The organism is Spirosoma arcticum (assembly GCF_054779955.1).
In genome coordinates this window covers 280,792-297,256 of record NZ_BAAGXG010000009.1, presented here as the reverse complement: position 1 = coordinate 297,256, position 16,465 = coordinate 280,792, and the positions used below count along the sequence as shown (strand labels likewise).

The window sequence follows — 16,465 nt, the reverse complement described above, 5'->3', positions numbered from 1 at the left end:
GCTTACTCGCTACGGAGTGACTTGACCGGGTTCATCAGGGCGGCTTTGATCGCTTGATAGCTCACGGTTAAAAGTGCAATACAAATAGCGAGTAGTCCAGCCAGAGCGAGTACCCACCACTCAATACCAATCTTATATTCAAAATCTTTCAGCCATTCACTCATTGCGTACCAGGCTACTGGGGTTGCAATTAGAATAGCGATAAACACCAGTCTGAGAAAGTCTTGGCTTAGCAGCGCCACAATGTTGGTTACGGATGCGCCGAGGACTTTACGGACGCCAATTTCCTTAATTCGCTGCTCAGCGGTGAAGGTAACCAAGCCAAATAAACCAAGGCATGAGATGATGATAGCCAGCAACCCGAAGTAATTGATCAACGTGTTGACTATGGTTTCACTGTGATAGAGTTTCTCGTAATCTTCATCGACAAAATGGTACGTAAATGGGTAGCCAGGATTAAGCTGCTTCGCGAGTTTCTCAACGGCATCAATGGCAGCAGCGGTTTGGCCGGGACGAGTTTTAATCAGAAATGAGTCGGTCCATTTTGGGTACAGGCAAAGCACTACCGGTCGGATTGGTTCGTGAAATGAGTTTAGGTGAAAATCCTGCATCACGCCAACAATGCGGCCCTTGCCAATTTGAAAGTTAACTTCTGTGCCTACCGGTTTTTTCAGTTTCATCATCTTGACTGCCGACTCGTTGACCAAGTAGTAAGCACCACTATCGGTTGACGTAAAGTCGCGACCCGCCAACAGGCGAATGTTCATTGTTTTGGTAAAATTATAACCCACCTTCATCGTGTAAACCGTTGCGTCCAGCTTCGGGTCCTTACCCGGCCATGTCAGGTCACCCGAACTGCTACCGATCTGAATGGGTGAGCCACCGGCTGTTGTTACGGAACTGATGGCGTTTGCCCGTTGCAACTCCTGGCGAAACGTTTCCATTTTCGGCAGTAAACTACCCTCCACTGGCACCCTGAGCAGATTTTCGCGATCAAGGCCAAGCTGTTTAGTACGGATGTAGTGCATTTGCCGTCCAATCACCAGCATACCAATAATCAGAAAAAGGGAAATTGAGAACTGAAACACAACCAGCAACTTACGGAACATGGCACCCGTTGGCGCTGATGTGAGCGCACCTTTGAGCACTTGAACTGGCTGAATGGCCGACAGAAACAAGGCGGGATAACTACCGGCGACCAGACTCGTAAAACCAATCAGTACAAATACGCGCAACCAAAACGTTGGCGTCGAGATGTCAACCACTAAGTGCTTGTCAACAAGTTGGTTGATGGTAGGCATCAACAACGCCACTAAGCCAATAGCCAGCAGTGCCGAAAGCGTGCTCAGCAGAATGGATTCGCCCATGAACTGCCCCGCCAGTGATGAGCGCCTGGCTCCAACAACTTTGCGAACCCCTACTTCTTTGGCCCGCAGCGACGAACGGGCCGTTGCCAGATTCATAAAATTGACGCAGGCAATCAGCAGGATCAGCAAGGCTACGAAACCGAATGTCCGCACGTAACTGATTCGACCGCCTGCCGGTTTGCCGTTGACGTATTCGCCGTAGAGATAGGTATCACCAATGGGCTGTAAAATTGGGTTCTCAGTTGCGTCTGATTTATAGCGCTTCAGTAGCCCTTTCATTTTGGTTTCAGCCTGGGCCTGACTGCTGTTCGGTTGCAGTTTCACGTACGTGTAAAAGGAATTATTTCCCCAGCCCTTCATCCAGTCTTCTTCGGCAACAGTAGCGTTGACCAACCAATCGAACTGTATAGATGTGTTCCTGGGTACGTTCTCAATGACTGCCCCTACCTGATAGTTCTTATCGTCGTTAAGCCGAAGCGTACGGCCAACGGCATCTGTCGTGCCAAAAAATTTTTCGGCCACCTTGCGGGTGATGACGATGGCGTTGGGTGACTGAATAGCCGCGCTCGCATTGCCGCGCAGGGTTAGCGGCTGGAAAATATCAAAGAAATCACTGGATGCGTAGATGCCCGTTTCTTTATCGGACGTTTGCCCCACCCTTATCAGGTAATTGTTGGACCAGACGGTGAACCTGGCTGCTTTCTCTACGTCGGGAATGTCCTTTTTCAAGGTTTCGGCGAGTGGACCGGGCGTCATCCAATTTGTGTAAGTACCATCGCTTTGTCTGACAAAATAGACTTTCTCAGCATCCTTGTAACCTTTGTTAAAACTAAGCTCGTCGTTGATCCAAAGCCAGATAACTAAGCTGCAAGACATGCCCAATGCCAATCCCGCGACATTAATAAAACTTAACAAGCGGTTGCGCAATAAGCTCCGCCAGGCGATTTTGAAATAGTTGCGTAGCATATCTGGATTTAGTGAAAAAGGTGAAGAATACTCATTCGATTGACGCTTCATCGCAAAGGACCGTACAAATCCCAGCACGTCCCACCAGTAGCGCCACTTGGCACGTCGCTCACCGATGCGCCCAACCTGATAGGCAAATTCCTCGTGCAAATCACCTTGCAAGCTCTCCAGCAGGTGGGGTGCGACGAACCATTCCAGCAGGCGGTCGGCTAAACGGGGCGCGGTCCGACGATTCGGGTGGGGAGAAGGGTTCGTTGACTTCTTCATAATGCAGTGGCCGGGGTAGGCCCGCCGGGGTTAGAAACCAGACTCCACAAGTGCGCCCGTACCGATTGAATTTCCTGCAACGTCCGCTGACCGTAAGCGGTGATTGTGACCAAGCGTTTGCGCCGACCACCACGTTCGGCCGTGGCCCCGCCCAGGTGCGTACTGACCATGCCTTTCTCTTCAAGCCGGTGCAGGGCCGCGTGTACTTGATTAAGCCGAACCGAGCGGCCCGTTTGCTCATTAATTTCGTGCGTGATGGCCACGCCATACGCCCCGCTGGCCAACGCAACAACGGTCAGCAATACGATTTCTTCAAACTCGCCCAGGTAAGCCCGTTTCATGGGTTTCGATTAGTTCTATAGTTGCTGAGCAAATGCCCTGCCAAACGTGAGCGAGTGGCTTCCTGAGCAGCGGAGGCCCATTTGACGGGTAGGCATACAAGTTTAGTGTCCAGAATCGGACACCTTATGTACGGCTATGGACACGTTGAAGGAGCAATAAATAGAATACCACGTCAGTCCCAGCACTCCATAATCAGCAGGTCGCCGGTTTGGGCTTCGATGCGCACAAAGCCGTCCTGAGCCGCTTCGTTGCTGCTGCCGGTGCGGTAGCCGAGGGTGAGCGTTTCGTTGTGGAGGTTGTATTTCAGCCCGGCCGTCGTGATACCCGACACCGTCCCAACCGGGATGAGCGAGAGGGGCGTTGCGGCTTCGTACCACTTCTCATAGCGGCCCACGAGCGGAAAGACGCGGGAATGATCGTCGAGCATCACGACCCGGATCTGGTCTTTGTAGCGCACGATGTTGGTCATATTCGTCAGGCTGTGATCCGCCCGCCGACCCGTAGCCCAGATGATGTTGACGGCCGGAAAGCCGCGCTTAATAAGGTATTCAATGCCTTTTTCGAGGTCCGTCTTGTCCTGATCGGGCGTGTGCACCACCTCCAGCGGGTACTGCTGCGCCCGGATGGTATCGAGATCAAGATCCCTATCGAAGTCACCAAGCAGCACGTCTATTTTTATGCCGAGGTCGAGTACCCGCCAGATTGCGCTGTCGAGCACCACCACTACCGGACTCCATTCGAGGAGTTGGCCGAGGAGTTCGGGGTGGCAGGATTCGCCATTAGCAATCAGCAGCGCGGGTTCCTGCTCGTCGCGGACAATGTGGTGGGATGACATTAGTAGTTCACTCGTTTTTCCATCAGCACTAAACGGTCCGCCCTGCCCGGTTGTCATACCGTTGCGGGCCAATTAAATAGCCTCGCGCAAAAAACGTTCCTCCTGTTTCACTGATGATTACTGATTTGAGGTGCGGTTTGCGTTCTGATGGCATCCAGATAAGCCCGAACGGCTAACTGAGCCGCATCGTTCCTGTGCAACGCAGCGGGTGCCAGCCTGTCGCGCAATGATTCGTACAAACGCATGGCCGATTCGGTACTTTCCACCAACGCATTCCGATCCGGCGACGCGATGGTTTTGGTGAGTTGTATCAGGTCGTTCGGATCAACTTTCGTTTCGATTCGTCGTATCCCTCGTGGCTCATTTCCATTCTTAAGATGTGTCATTGGCCCCAACACGGCACCGCGCAGGAATGCCAGAAAGTCGAGTGCTTCGAAATACTCCCCCCGGCCAATCTTCAGCGCTGCATAATGGACCCAGATCCAGAAACGATCTTCGGCTCCCTGGAAATCGAAGTCAGGGTAATAGGCCGTTGACTGCTCAATAACCGTCGTCAGCGCTCCGTCACGTTCATAGAGAACAACCGGGTTCTCAACGCGCTCCTGAAATTCGGCAAGCGTCAGAAACTTAATGTCCACGTGCAGCAACGGCGCATCGTACAAGGCAATCAGCAAACGAGGCTCACCTACGTGATCGCCCCGAAACGAAGCCAGCAGTTGGCCCAGCCGGGACGCGTACGCTCGCATTCGGTGCGTGTCAGGAGCAATCGACTCATCCGTAACCAGTACCAGATCGAGGTCTGAATAGGCGTCCGCATTGCCCGACGCGTGGGAGCCGCCGACAGCCAAACCGATGGTTTCGGCGTCGTCCCGAACAACACGAACTGTATTTTCTAAAAATGACTGGAAAGGAAGTAAAGTAGGCTTCATCGCTCGTTGCGGTTAGTAAATTATCGCAGAACGACTCAGCATTCCATTTGGTTCGCCATTCGCTTCATCTTATCGGCAATGCCACACCCACGCCCAGAGGCCCGGCTGAAACGAGCCGGAGTTGCTGGTTATCGCCCCGGTTTTTGAAAATAAAGTAGTTAACAACGTCAAACGCGAACAGAAAGCCGCCCTGCACCATCACCGACTTGCCATAGCCCCGTAGTTGGTCGGCCTTATCCGGTTTGTTCCCGGCCCGTTCGCGCAGATACGCCCCACCCACGACGTACGCAACGTCCAGACCCGCGTTGAACAGCAACACCTGTTTCATGTTCTGGTGTTGTTTGATTGCCTCGCCCAGCGTTTCGCCATCGGCATTCCGTTTGCGCGATCCCAGCAAACCCGCCCCCGCAATGCCGAGATTAAACAGATTCCAGTAAACATTCATCCGGTGGAAATACCTCGCTTCGCCAGTCGACTGCTTAGCGGCAATGCTGCCCACGGCGATAGTAGCGAGCGCGTAGCCGCCAAGGGCGAGACCAAGCACTTTCTGATGCCAGATGCGCTGCTCGCTGAAGTCGCGCAGTTCAGCGGAGGGTGTCACGCGCTGGGCCGTGGCTACGGTGCTGAGCAACAGCGAACCGGCGGTGTAGAGTACGTTTCGGAGGGAATGCATGCACCTTTGTTTGACTTATGAACCCGTATTTCAGGAAACTGTTAGGTCGTCGCCCGGTTGAACGACAAACCCGCCGAAACGCCCCTCCTGAACAAAGCAACGCACTCCATCAATCCAACACACGGTGGTATCGACGGTTTCGTTGGTGTCAGCCCGCCTGACGAGCAGCCCACCCGACATATCGTAATTATAAAAGAGCAGCCGATTGCCAGCTTCGTCGGCGGCCCGGTCAACGCAGCGGCCACAAACATAGTGTCTGTAACGCGGGCTGGCCGGTTGTCCAACCCCACAAATGGGGCACGGATGACTCACATCGTATGGATCGGAACCGGCCGCGTAAAAGGTTAGGGGCGGATACGAATTTTGCAGGTCGATTTTACGCTTGCTTTCGGCCATCGTTTCCCAATCATTCGCGTTTAACAGGGTCATCGAATCGCCTGATTTCAGTAACCTCACCCGCCGTTGATGCTCAATCAGAAACTGCCGGGGTGAGTAGCCCCCCTTTGCCAAAAACGCCAGCAAGAGCGGATATGCCGACGGCTCCCATAGGCTCAGCAATGGGTCGGGCAAGCCGTCCGTACCGGTGTAAGCTGCCACAATCCGACTGTCGGACTGCTCCTCCCACATCAGCCGGACCAAGTCAATATCCGACAAAAACGGCATATCGCAGGCCACCACGAGCCAGGCCGCTGCGGGGTCGTGCTGGAACGCCGACAGAATACCATTCAGTGGACCCGGCACCTCGAACGCATCCACGATACAGGACTGTTCTGAATTAAATAATTCAGCCGCCTGATCGGCATTGACCGACCAGAAAACAGTTTCACAGTGCAACTGGAGCAGATCGGTCAGGTACTCGCGCTGGGGTTTGCCGTGGTAGACAAGCCGCGATTTGTCCTGTCCCATGCGGGTGCTGCGTCCGCCTATCAGCACTAACCCATTCGGTTTACGTTCGGTTGAAGTCGCGTTTGCCACCGGTTTTTTCCATGAGTTTCGTTTCCCGAATGATGATGTCGTGCGAAAGCGCTTTACACATGTCGTAGATGGTCAGGGCCGCCACCGACGCCCCCACGAGTGCTTCCATCTCGACGCCGGTTTTGCCTTCCGTCGACACAAAGCAGTCGACAACCGCGTCGTTGCCTTCGGCGGTGATCGTGATCTGGCAATTGTCTAATCCCAGCGAGTGACAGAGCGGAATCAGGTCGTCGGTGCGTTTGGCGGCCATCGTTCCGGCAATGATTGCCGTTTGAAACACGGGTCCTTTGCGGGTCTGAATGTCGGCACCGGTCAATCCAGACTGGTTCAATCCAGACCGGCTCAGGTGCTGCATAATATCGGGACCGAGCGCAACGATACTTCGGGCGCGGGCCGTCCGCTGACTGACAGCTTTCGCACCCACGTCGACCATCGCGGGGTTCCCATCGGAATTGAGGTGAGAGAGAGACATTTTTAATGAACCGCGCGGGCGGCCCCGAATGATTAATGGATAATGCACAACGTGCTTCCAAAGGCAAAGGTGTAACTTCACAAACATTATTCATTGTTCATTAACCATTGTCCATTAAAAAATGCTCTCCGTTGCTGACGCTTTCGCCATTACTCAACAGCATAAACTAACGCTGCCAACTGAACGTGTTTCGCTGGACGACGCGCTCGGCCGTGTGTTGCGCGAGCCGGTCCGTGCCGACCGCGACTTTCCGCCCTTCGACCGCGTGGCGATGGACGGCATTGGCATCCGGTTTTCCGACTTCGCGGCTGGAATGACCTCATTCCGGGTAGTTGGTATGCAGCGTGCGGGGCAGGTTCCGCTCACGCTAACGGATTCGGGCACCTGTCTGGAAGTGATGACCGGGGCAATGCTGCCCATTGGCGCTGATACCATCATTCGGTACGAAGACATTACTATGTTGGACGGCGTAGCCCAAATCACCATCGGCGATGTTCAGAGCGGTCAGCATATTCACCACCGCGCTACCGACCGCCGGGCGGGCGACGAACTGCTGTTGGTCGGAACGCGGCTGGGTCCGGCAGAGCTGGCCGTTGCCGCTTCGGTGGGGCAAACAAAGCTGGCGGTTACAACCCTGCCCCGTGTGGCGCTTATTTCGACCGGCGATGAATTGGTCGACGTAGCCGACACGCCCCTACCCCACCAAATCCGGCGGTCGAATACGTATATGCTCCGGGCGGCTCTGGCAACGCTGGGTATCACGGCCACGCTGCACCACATTGTCGACGACGAAGCAATACTGGCCGATAGACTGTCCGCGTTGCTGGCCCAAAACGACGTGCTGATTCTGAGCGGGGGTGTTTCGGCGGGTAAAGCCGATTTCGTGCCCGACGTGCTGGCGCGGGTAGGCGTTCAGAAACAGTTTCATAAAGTTGAGCAACGCCCTGGAAAACCGCTCTGGTTTGGCACGACGTCGGATAAGACCGTCTTCGCCTTGCCCGGCAACCCCGTTTCCACGGTGCTGTGCGCCCACCGCTACGTATTACCCTATTTGCGGGCGTCGCTGGGGTTATCACCTGCTCAACCCTACTACGCTCAGTTGGCTTCGCCGGTTACGTTCCAGCCCGCCATTACGTATTTTCTGCCCGTGCAGCTCAGTTCCGAACCCGACGGCCGAATGCTGGCCCATCCCTTACCCGGCTCCGGCTCCGCCGATTTTGCCAACCTCCTCGACGCCGATGGCTTCATGGAATTGCCCGCTAACCAAGCCAATTTTGGCACCGGCGACGCATTTCGGGTGTGGTTATCGACTGGCGTTTAAGCCACAAGCTGGCAACGAAGCGGGTGCCCGTTGGCGCGAATAGTGGAACTAATACCCCCCGAAACGGTTTATGAGGGAGAAACAAGTTCAACTAATAAACAGATTTCAATCATGGCAGCAGGATCACATGCCGTTGAAGCAACAGACGCTAATTTTGAGCAATTAATCCAGTCTGATAAACCCGTTTTAGTCGATTTCTGGGCCGAATGGTGCGGTCCCTGTAAAATGATCGGCCCCGTTGTTGAGCAGCTCGCCGGCGAATACGAAGGCAAAGCCATCATCGCCAAAATGGACGTTGATCAGAACGCTCAGATACCCGCTAAATTTGGCATCCGGAGCATCCCAACACTGATGGTTTTCAAGAACGGTCAGTTGGTTGATAAAGTAATCGGCGCTGTCCCCAAGAACGTATTGGAGCAGAAGCTACAGGCCGCTATGGAACCGGCGGTGTTGTAATTCGTGATGATATAGAGTAAAAAAGCCGTCTCTGAACGTTCAGAGACGGCTTTTTGCATATTCGTATCCTGGACGGCCACGTCCGGGCGTAAAAGCAACGCGCAATATGCTGCTTTCACGCCCGGACGTGGCCGTCCAGGATACAATTCATCATCCTCACACCAGCATCCGCATTGGATTTTCCAGCAGTTCTTTCACCGTTTGCAGAAAAGCCGCGCCTGTAGCCCCGTCAACCGCACGATGGTCGCAGGAGAGTGTTACTTTCATGACGTTAGTCGGTTTTACTTCGCCGTCCTCAACTTTTACGGTTGGCCTGATGGCTCCCACCGCCAGAATACACGCGTCGGGGGGGTTAATGATCGCCGTGAACTCGTCAATGCCGAACATGCCGAGGTTTGAGATCGAGAACGTACTACCTTCCCAGTCTTTCGGCTGAAGTTTTTTGTCTTTCGCCCGTCCGGCCAGGTCTTTTACTTCACCCGAAATGGTCGACAGCGTTTTCTGATCGGCATTGCGCACCACCGGCACCAACAGCCCTTCATCGACAGCCACGGCCACGCCAATGTTGACGTATTTATATTTTCTGATCTTGTCACCCAGCCACGACGCGTTCACGTTTGGGTGCTGTTTCAGCGACAGCGCACAGGCTTTGATCACGAAATCGTTAAACGAAATCTTGACCGGGCTAACGCCGTTGACCGTTCCGCGCAGTTCCATCGCCTTGTCCATGTTGATTTCCATAGTCAGGTAGAAGTGCGGAGCCGAGAACATACTCTCGCCCAACCGACGGGCAATGGTCTTGCGCATCTGGCTCAACGGGATGTCCTCAAAGTCGCCCTGCGCAACTGGAGCAGGTGAAGGCTGGGGAGCGGCTGGCGCGGGTTGAGCTGCTGGTGCAGGCTGATCAACCGACTGCGTTGATGCGTTGGGCTGAGGAGCTGGTTTAGCTTGGGGAGCAGCCACTCCCGGCACAAACGACTCGACATCACTCTTGACAATGCGTCCTTCGGGACCGGTACCGTGCACCTGCGCCAGGCTAATGCCTTTTTCTTCGGCAATGCGTTTGGCCAAAGGCGATGCTTTCACACGACCATTCGCTCCTTCGGTTCCGCCTGGATTGGCTTGACCCGGATCACTAACACCGTCGCCTACTTCTCCGCCATATGACAAATCAGTGGCCGCATTGGCCGGTACGTTAGCCTGCGGATTTTGCTCAGCAGTTTCCGAACCCGAAGCGCCATTCGCTGCGGGCTGAGCCGGACCAGGCTGAGCATCAGCGGACGAAGCCGGTGACGCGGCTGGTGCGCCCGACGAGCCGCTGCTGTCGACTAATACTTTGAAATTCGCCCCTTTTTCGCCAACAACGGCAATGATTTCGTCCACGGCCACGACCGAGCCTTCTTTCACGCCGACGTAAAGCAACGTTCCTTCTTCGTAGGCTTCGAGGTCCATCGTGGCCTTATCAGTCTCGACCTCCGCCAAAACGTCGCCTGCCTTCACCGTGTCGCCTTCTTTTTTGTGCCAGGTCACCAGCGTACCCTCGGTCATGGTATCGCTCATCTTGGGCATTCGGATGACCGACGCATTCACGTTCTCAGCAGGTGAGGCCGAGATGGCTTCTTTGTCAGGCAGATTTGTAGCTACCTCGCCGGACGTGCCACCGCTCGGCGCGGGAGCAGCGCCATTGGGAGATGCAGTTCCCGACGGTGCCGGTTTAGACTGTTCTTTCGGCGCTTGGGCGGCAGGTGTTTCGGCGGCAGGGGCTTCCTGACTGCCTCCGCTCGAACCACTGAGCAACGCTTTGTAATCTTCGCCATCGGCTCCAATAATGGCCAGAACACCATCGACCGGCACCGACGCACCTTTTTCGACACCAATATAAAGCAAGGTGCCTTCCTCGTAGGCTTCGAGGTCCATGGTGGCTTTGTCGGTCTCGACTTCGGCCAGCACATCGCCGGATTTTACGGTATCCCCCACTTTCTTATGCCACTCCGCAATGACCCCTTCGGTCATGGTGTCGCTCATCTTGGGCATTCGGATCAATTCTGCCATATCCAGCTATGTGTGTATCAGGTTTTACAAAGAGACAGGGTTAGTACGACTTCGTTTTCCAGTGAAAACCGGAGAACCAGTTCAAAATTAGCGCAAAGCCACTACCGTTGAACAGATAGCGGTTATTTTCTATACGAACAGCCGAGACAGCCATTCAGTTAATGGCTACTCGACCCACAGCACCAATCCTTTCAGGTAACCGCCTTCGGGGTGAAACAGGCTCACGGGATGATCGGCGGGCTGGCTGAGGTGATGCAGCACCCGCACCTGCCGCCCGGCTTCAATGGCAGCCGCCACGATGGTATTGTAAAATAATTCCCGGTCGATTACCTGCGAGCACGAGAACGTGAACAGAATACCGCCTTTGGCCACCCGGCGCAGGCCTTCGGCATTCAGGCGTTTGTAGCCCTGGACGGCCCGGTGCCGCGCCGACAAACTCTTGGCGTAAGCGGGTGGATCGAGCACCACCACATCGTACTGGTGATCGTGTGCCTTCAGGTAATGCATCACATCGTCGGCATGGGCTTCGTGCGCTCCGGTCGGTTGACCCTCGTTACTGTTGGCGGCTACGTTGCGGTCGGTTAGCTCAATGGCCTTCTGCGACGCATCGACGGAATGCACCAAGCTGGCTCCCGCTCCAAGTGCGTAGACTGAAAAGCCGCCTGAGTAGCAGAATGCGTTCAATACCCGCTTACCTGTACTGTATCTGGCCAGCAGGTCGCGGTTGTCGCGCTGGTCGAGAAAGAATCCCGTTTTCTGACCCGTAATCCAGTCGACCAAAAACGTGTGCCCATTTTCCTGCACGGGATGCGGCACCGACGTTCGTCCATACAAATAGCCGTTGGTGACAGTGTTGCCGTATTCATCGGGCAACGTTTCGGCGCTTTTGTCATAGACGGCCGTCAGTTCATCGCCGAACACGTTTTTGAGCGCTTCGGTGATAAGTTCGCGCTCGCGGTGCATCCCAATCGAATGCGCCTGTAACACGGCCACCCCGTTATACATGTCGATAATGAGGCCTGTGCAGCCGTCGCCTTCGCCATGCACGAGCCGGTAACAGTTGGTTGTGGGACTGATGATTGCCTGCCGGATGGCGCGGATTTGGGTCAGTTTGTGCGTCCAGTAGGGTACGTCGGGCGTTACGGGTGCGCCGGTGGTAGCGTTGAATGAGAAGAGCCGCACGGCAATGCTACCATCATGGTAATGCCCCGTGGCGAGGTAGTTGCTCTTATTATCGAACACCTCCACCACGTCGCCATCGTTTAGGTTGCCTTCGTAGCGGCTGATGGCCCGCGAGAAAACCCAGGGGTGAAACCGCCGGACGGCCTCGTCACGTCCGGCTTGCAGATAAATCTTGGTAAATGTCATCCGTATCAATGAAAGAGGGCAAAGATACGGTTTATCGGTGGGAACCGCTTTTGGGCTAATTCTCCTCCCGCGCCGAAAACAGTCGTTTCAGCCAGCCTTTCTTTTCTTCGCTTTCTTCTTTTTGCTCGGCTTCGGTCAGTTGATACTTTGCCAGTGCCCGCAAATCCGGCTGGCCCGCATCGACCCAGGCAGTGTACCAGAAGTCGCCGACCATTTTAACCGATGCCCGCATCTGCCGCTCCACCTGCCCCCGCAGCCGCTCGTGGTACTGCCGCGTGAAATCGGCCGAGTACACCTTCACCGTAATGCCGTTTCGTTCCTCGAAACCAAACTTGCGGGTTTCACCCATTTCTGCCGTGAGCGTCTGCTCAAAGCGCAATACCGAATCCAGTGCCGTATGTGCGTTGAACACCGCCTGCCAGGCCGCCCGTTGGGGCGAATACACGTACTCGGCCTGCCCCGTCATAAAGTCATAGTCTACGCTAAACGACTCCGGCAACCGTGATTCCCAAAATCCATGAATGCCCTGCTGATTGGTCAATTGACCGTTGTAGTTGCGGGTCGTGTGAAGCGGCACATTCGCATCGGCAATGTAATGGCCCAGGTCGGCCGCCACGCGCAGAATTCGCCGAACGTCGCGTTGTTTAAAGGCTTCCGTCAGTTGGTATTTTGTCAGTTGAATTTGCCAGGGCACCAGCCCATGCAGGGCCAGCGTGTCTTCGCCGTAGCGGTCGACGGCATCTTTATAAAAACGGGGCAGCGTAAGAGCCGACGTATCGGCATAAGCATCGAGGTCGATAAAATGGCGGGGAGCCTCCCCCACCACGGCATACCGGCGCTTGTCGGGATTGACGGCGTTATCGGCAAGAAAACCGATGTGCTTCTTGAAAAATGGAATCATTTCAACGGGCAAGGTGAATACCGCCAGCCGGTTAATTTGCTGATGCGCATAGAAGCCCCACACAGGCGAGGCTCCCGTTGGAGAATGCCTGTGTGGGGCTTCCACAAACGAGCGTATTGGTGGTTGTTTCTCGCCATGAGCAAGACTACTGCAAGAAGAATTTAGCAATAAAATAGTAGACGAAACCAACAACCGAATAAAACCGTTGTACATTTGACAAAACATGGTACTTTTTGCTTAAATAGTTTAACTATTCAACTAAAACGTCGTGTTTAGCCAAATATAATTTCGACTAATCAACAAAATACAGATAATCATGAGCAGAAAATCGAAGGGTTACACACTAATTGTTGTGCTAATGTGCGCATTTGCTTTGACAATCTACGGTGCTTACTCTCCCGCCCGAAAAGCCCAGAAACAGCAGATTGTGTGCATAAAATTCAAAAAAGGGGTCGAACTGCAAGCTGTGGAGCAGCATATGAACGGTTTTGCAGCCCTAAAGCACGAAATTTCACAGGTGGTTAGTTACACCTCAGGTAAGACAATTCGTCCCAATCAGGCCGTTGCCGACTACGATGTGGTGCATTATTTAACGTTTCAGACTGAAGCCGACATGCATTTATTCGAACAAAGTCCGGCTTACAAACAATTTATCGCACAGAACGAGGGGGTTTGGGAAAAAACGCTGACGGTCAACGCTGACATTCGGCCATAAAGGGGTTGCGCCCGTAGAAAATCAGTTGGGAATGTTGATACTTCCAACTGATTTTCTTACTTTTGCGCCTTCATATCGAGACAACGATTTCCGATTACATACCGATGGCAAACCATAAGTCAGCAAAGAAAGCAATCCGGTCGAGCGCCAAGAAGCGTCTGTTGAACCGCTACCAGCACACCACGACCCGGAATATGGTGAAAAGACTGCGCCTTACCACCGACCACGCCATGGCCGTTGAACTGTTCAAAACGGTATCGTCGGCGCTGGACAAACTCGCCAAGCGCAACATTATCCATAAGAACAAAGCGTCGAACAACAAGTCGAAACTCGCCCGTCTGGTGAATGGCCTGAAACCGGCCGCTGCTTAGTTCCGACCGTTTCTGCATTACAAAACCTCTCCCTTTTGCGGGGAGAGGTTTTTTTGTTGGGGGAAATGTTGAATATTACGCCAACTCACTGTTCCTGCCCCACCCCATGACTTACGAAACCTCCGGCAACATCCAAAGCTGGGCCGAAGAAGACCGACCGCGCGAAAAACTCATGCTTAAGGGCAAAGCCGCCCTGTCGGAAGCCGAATTGATTGCTATTCTGATTAACTCCGGCACGGTCGATCTGACGGCTGTCGACGTGGCCAAAATCATCCTCAAAAGCGTCAATAATAATCTGAACGATCTGGCCCGGCTGAGCATTAAAGACCTCTCCAAGTTCCGGGGCATCGGCGAAGCCAAAGCCATCAGCATCATTGCCGCGCTGGAACTGGGTCGTCGGCGCAAAGAGCAGGACCGGCCGTTGCGGGCGCGGGTTACGTGCTCGCGCGATGCGTATAACGAAATGATTCCACACCTGATCGACAAGCCCCACGAGGAGTTCTGGATTCTGCTGATGAACCGGGCCAACGAGATTCTGCGGCCAGTGCAGATCAGCGCGGGGGGCGTATCGGGCACCGTAGCCGACCCGAAAATCATCTTCAAGCAGGCCATCGAGCACTTAGCCTCGTCCATGATCCTGCTTCACAACCACCCATCGGGCAACCTCACCCCCTCGCAGGCCGACAAAGACCTGACCCGCAAACTCAAAGACGCCGGTAAACTACTGGACATTCCCGTACTGGACCACCTGATTTTCACCGACAAAGCCTATTACAGTTTTGCCGATGAGGGAATTCTTTAAGTGCCTGAGTTCAGGTAGGTCAGCAAATAAGCACTCCATTTACGAGCTGCTAAACATTGCCATTTTTTACCACTAACTGTCCTGAGAATCAGTAGACTTTTGCATAACACTTTAAAAATCCACCAGTTATGCAACGTCGAAAATTCTTGTCTGATGCCACGGTGGCCGTATCCACGGCGGCCGCATCCACGGTGGCCACAACCGTAGCCGCCACCGCCCTGAGCGCGTCGGCCACACCCATTCGCCCGGCATCGGCCGGTAAACCTTTCACCGTGAAAGCGGGCAAAGATCGCTTCAACGAACCGATTCTGTTTCGGGGTGTCAATCCGAATCTCGTTAAAATTTCGGCCAAAGACACGGGCGGACTGCTCTCCGTTTTTGAGTACGAAGGATTATCCAAAATTGGCCCGTCGCTACACATGCACCTGCATCAGGACGAAGTTTTTTACGTGGTCGAAGGCGAGTTTCTGTTTCAGACGGGCGACGAACGGCAGACGCTGAAAGCAGGCGACACAATCTTTTTACCTCGCAACGTACCCCACACTTGGCTGCAACTTTCCGATAAAGGAAAATTGATTTACCTGTTGCAACCGGCGGGCACTCTGGAGAATTTCTTCAAGAAAATGAACGCGCTCAAACGTCCGCCCACCTTTGCCGAAGAGCAGCAAATGTCAAGGGAACACGGCGTAGAAACCATCGGGCCACCGATAACGAAGTAAACGGTTCCGCCTATCCTGAAACGACGTATTTTGTCAGGTCTCATTTGTGCAAACATGAACATCTTCGACTATCGCCCCCCCAGCCCAGCCCTTCGGGAATATGTTCGGCAATACCAGATTATCGGGTTTGCGTTCGGCCCTGAAGTAGTTATTCCTGTAAAGCCGTATTGGCCCCGACCCGAAAACTGTCTGGCGTTTTATCCAAGAGGTGGTGACATCATTGAGCGCGAAGACGGGATTGCTGAAAAATGGCAATCCCGTTCAGCCATAGTCGGGCAACATTCCTACTTGATGAATCGCCAGATTGGCAATGAGTTTATCCTCTTCCAGATTGTCTTTCAGCCCGGTGGGCTCTTCAGGCTAACGGGCGTTCCATCACACGAGTTAACCAATCGGTTTGTGGATGCCGAAGCGGTTTTCTCAAGCGAAATCCGATTGGTCAATGAACGATTGAGCAGTAGCGATAATCATCTGGAGATGATTGACATCGTCGAGGTTTTTTTGATGTATTTGGTCCGCAGGCGAAGGGTAAATTATTGGAGGAACACGATACTACCCATCGATAAAGTGAGTCATTTTCTGCTGCAAAATCCAACCCGATTTTCGTTGGATTGGCTGGCCGATCAGGCCTGTTTGAGCACGAAACAGTTTTATAATCTATTCGTGCAACGTATGGGCATCAGTCCCAAACTGTACGCCCGCATTGCCCGCTTCGATCAGACGGTAAAACTCAAAAACGCTCAGCCCTGCAAAGACTGGCTGAGCATCGCGCTGGAGTATGGCTATTACGATTACCAGCACTTAGTGCGCGATTACAAGGAGTTTACCAAATTGACCCCCACCGAATTTGCTCAGAAAGAGAGCCATGCGCCGGAACGAACGTTTGGCAATGCTGAGACGTAGCCGATAACTAAACTCATTTTGACCTATCACC

The 16,465-nt window shown here is 53.8% G+C and carries 17 protein-coding genes; 7 read left to right on the top strand and 10 right to left on the bottom strand.

Features of this window, described 5'->3' with window-relative positions:
- Positions 1–2 precede the first annotated feature (2 nt).
- The 7 genes from ACYVHB_RS21520 to moaC form a co-directional block, all read right to left on the bottom strand.
- Positions 3–2,600: an ABC transporter permease gene (locus tag ACYVHB_RS21520; protein WP_461053855.1), complete on the bottom strand. Its 2,598-nt coding sequence runs from the start codon at positions 2,598–2,600 to the stop codon at positions 3–5.
- Positions 2,597–2,941, bottom strand: coding sequence for a PadR family transcriptional regulator (locus tag ACYVHB_RS21515; RefSeq protein ID WP_461053854.1), 345 nt, complete (start codon positions 2,939–2,941; stop codon positions 2,597–2,599). Before ACYVHB_RS21515 ends, ACYVHB_RS21520 begins: the two co-directional genes overlap by 4 nt.
- A gap of 173 nt (positions 2,942–3,114) precedes the next feature.
- Entirely contained in the window at positions 3,115–3,777 is a 663-nt protein-coding gene (locus ACYVHB_RS21510; RefSeq protein WP_461053853.1) for a thiamine diphosphokinase, read from the bottom strand.
- A 107-nt stretch (positions 3,778–3,884) separates the two neighbouring features.
- Positions 3,885–4,706 (bottom strand): nucleotidyltransferase domain-containing protein, encoded by an 822-nt coding sequence (locus ACYVHB_RS21505; protein ID WP_461053852.1) that lies wholly within the window; start codon positions 4,704–4,706, stop codon positions 3,885–3,887.
- Positions 4,707–4,770: 64 nt separating this feature from the next.
- The gene (locus ACYVHB_RS21500; RefSeq protein WP_461053851.1) at positions 4,771–5,379 is read right to left on the bottom strand and encodes a DUF6992 family protein; all 609 of its coding nucleotides are present in this window, start codon (positions 5,377–5,379) and stop codon (positions 4,771–4,773) included.
- A gap of 30 nt (positions 5,380–5,409) precedes the next feature.
- Positions 5,410–6,354 (bottom strand): molybdenum cofactor guanylyltransferase, encoded by a 945-nt coding sequence (gene mobA / locus ACYVHB_RS21495; RefSeq protein ID WP_461053850.1) that lies wholly within the window; start codon positions 6,352–6,354, stop codon positions 5,410–5,412.
- Positions 6,326–6,826, bottom strand: coding sequence for a cyclic pyranopterin monophosphate synthase MoaC (gene moaC, locus ACYVHB_RS21490; protein WP_461053849.1), 501 nt, complete (start codon positions 6,824–6,826; stop codon positions 6,326–6,328). The genes mobA and moaC overlap by 29 nt, the downstream gene beginning before the upstream one ends.
- Positions 6,827–6,947: 121 nt before the next feature.
- Here moaC and ACYVHB_RS21485 point away from each other — a divergent pair, with 121 nt between their 5' ends.
- Entirely contained in the window at positions 6,948–8,147 is a 1,200-nt protein-coding gene (locus ACYVHB_RS21485; protein WP_461053848.1) for a molybdopterin molybdotransferase MoeA, read from the top strand.
- Between the two features lie 111 nt (positions 8,148–8,258).
- Positions 8,259–8,603, top strand: a complete 345-nt coding sequence (gene trxA, locus ACYVHB_RS21480) for a thioredoxin (protein WP_461053847.1) — start codon at positions 8,259–8,261, stop codon at positions 8,601–8,603.
- A 156-nt stretch (positions 8,604–8,759) separates the two neighbouring features.
- Here the strand turns inward: trxA and ACYVHB_RS21475 are convergent, their stop codons facing one another.
- The 3 genes from ACYVHB_RS21475 to ACYVHB_RS21465 all read right to left on the bottom strand — a co-directional run bounded on the left by ACYVHB_RS21475 (position 8,760) and on the right by ACYVHB_RS21465 (position 13,029).
- Positions 8,760–10,655, bottom strand: coding sequence for a pyruvate dehydrogenase complex dihydrolipoamide acetyltransferase (locus ACYVHB_RS21475; protein ID WP_461053846.1), 1,896 nt, complete (start codon positions 10,653–10,655; stop codon positions 8,760–8,762).
- 165 nt (positions 10,656–10,820) lie between these two features.
- The gene (locus ACYVHB_RS21470) at positions 10,821–12,023 is read right to left on the bottom strand and encodes a class I SAM-dependent rRNA methyltransferase (protein ID WP_461053845.1); all 1,203 of its coding nucleotides are present in this window, start codon (positions 12,021–12,023) and stop codon (positions 10,821–10,823) included.
- Between the two features lie 55 nt (positions 12,024–12,078).
- On the bottom strand, positions 12,079–13,029 hold the full coding sequence (locus ACYVHB_RS21465) for a zinc dependent phospholipase C family protein (RefSeq protein WP_461053844.1): 951 nt from the start codon (positions 13,027–13,029) through the stop codon (positions 12,079–12,081).
- A gap of 211 nt (positions 13,030–13,240) precedes the next feature.
- On the opposite strand from ACYVHB_RS21465, the gene ACYVHB_RS21460 reads away from it, so the two are divergent.
- The 5 genes from ACYVHB_RS21460 to ACYVHB_RS21440 all read left to right on the top strand — a co-directional run bounded on the left by ACYVHB_RS21460 (position 13,241) and on the right by ACYVHB_RS21440 (position 16,434).
- Complete coding sequence (locus ACYVHB_RS21460; RefSeq protein WP_461053843.1) at positions 13,241–13,639, top strand: Dabb family protein; 399 nt, start codon at positions 13,241–13,243, stop codon at positions 13,637–13,639.
- A 104-nt stretch (positions 13,640–13,743) separates the two neighbouring features.
- Positions 13,744–14,010: a 30S ribosomal protein S20 gene (gene rpsT / locus ACYVHB_RS21455; protein ID WP_461053842.1), complete on the top strand. Its 267-nt coding sequence runs from the start codon at positions 13,744–13,746 to the stop codon at positions 14,008–14,010.
- A 106-nt stretch (positions 14,011–14,116) separates the two neighbouring features.
- A complete protein-coding gene (gene radC, locus ACYVHB_RS21450; protein WP_461053841.1) occupies positions 14,117–14,812 on the top strand; it encodes a RadC family protein in 696 nt (231 codons plus the stop codon).
- 128 nt (positions 14,813–14,940) lie between these two features.
- Positions 14,941–15,531: a cupin domain-containing protein gene (locus tag ACYVHB_RS21445; RefSeq protein WP_461053840.1), complete on the top strand. Its 591-nt coding sequence runs from the start codon at positions 14,941–14,943 to the stop codon at positions 15,529–15,531.
- Positions 15,532–15,585: 54 nt separating this feature from the next.
- The gene (locus tag ACYVHB_RS21440; RefSeq protein WP_461053839.1) at positions 15,586–16,434 is read left to right on the top strand and encodes a helix-turn-helix domain-containing protein; all 849 of its coding nucleotides are present in this window, start codon (positions 15,586–15,588) and stop codon (positions 16,432–16,434) included.
- Positions 16,435–16,465 lie beyond the last annotated feature (31 nt).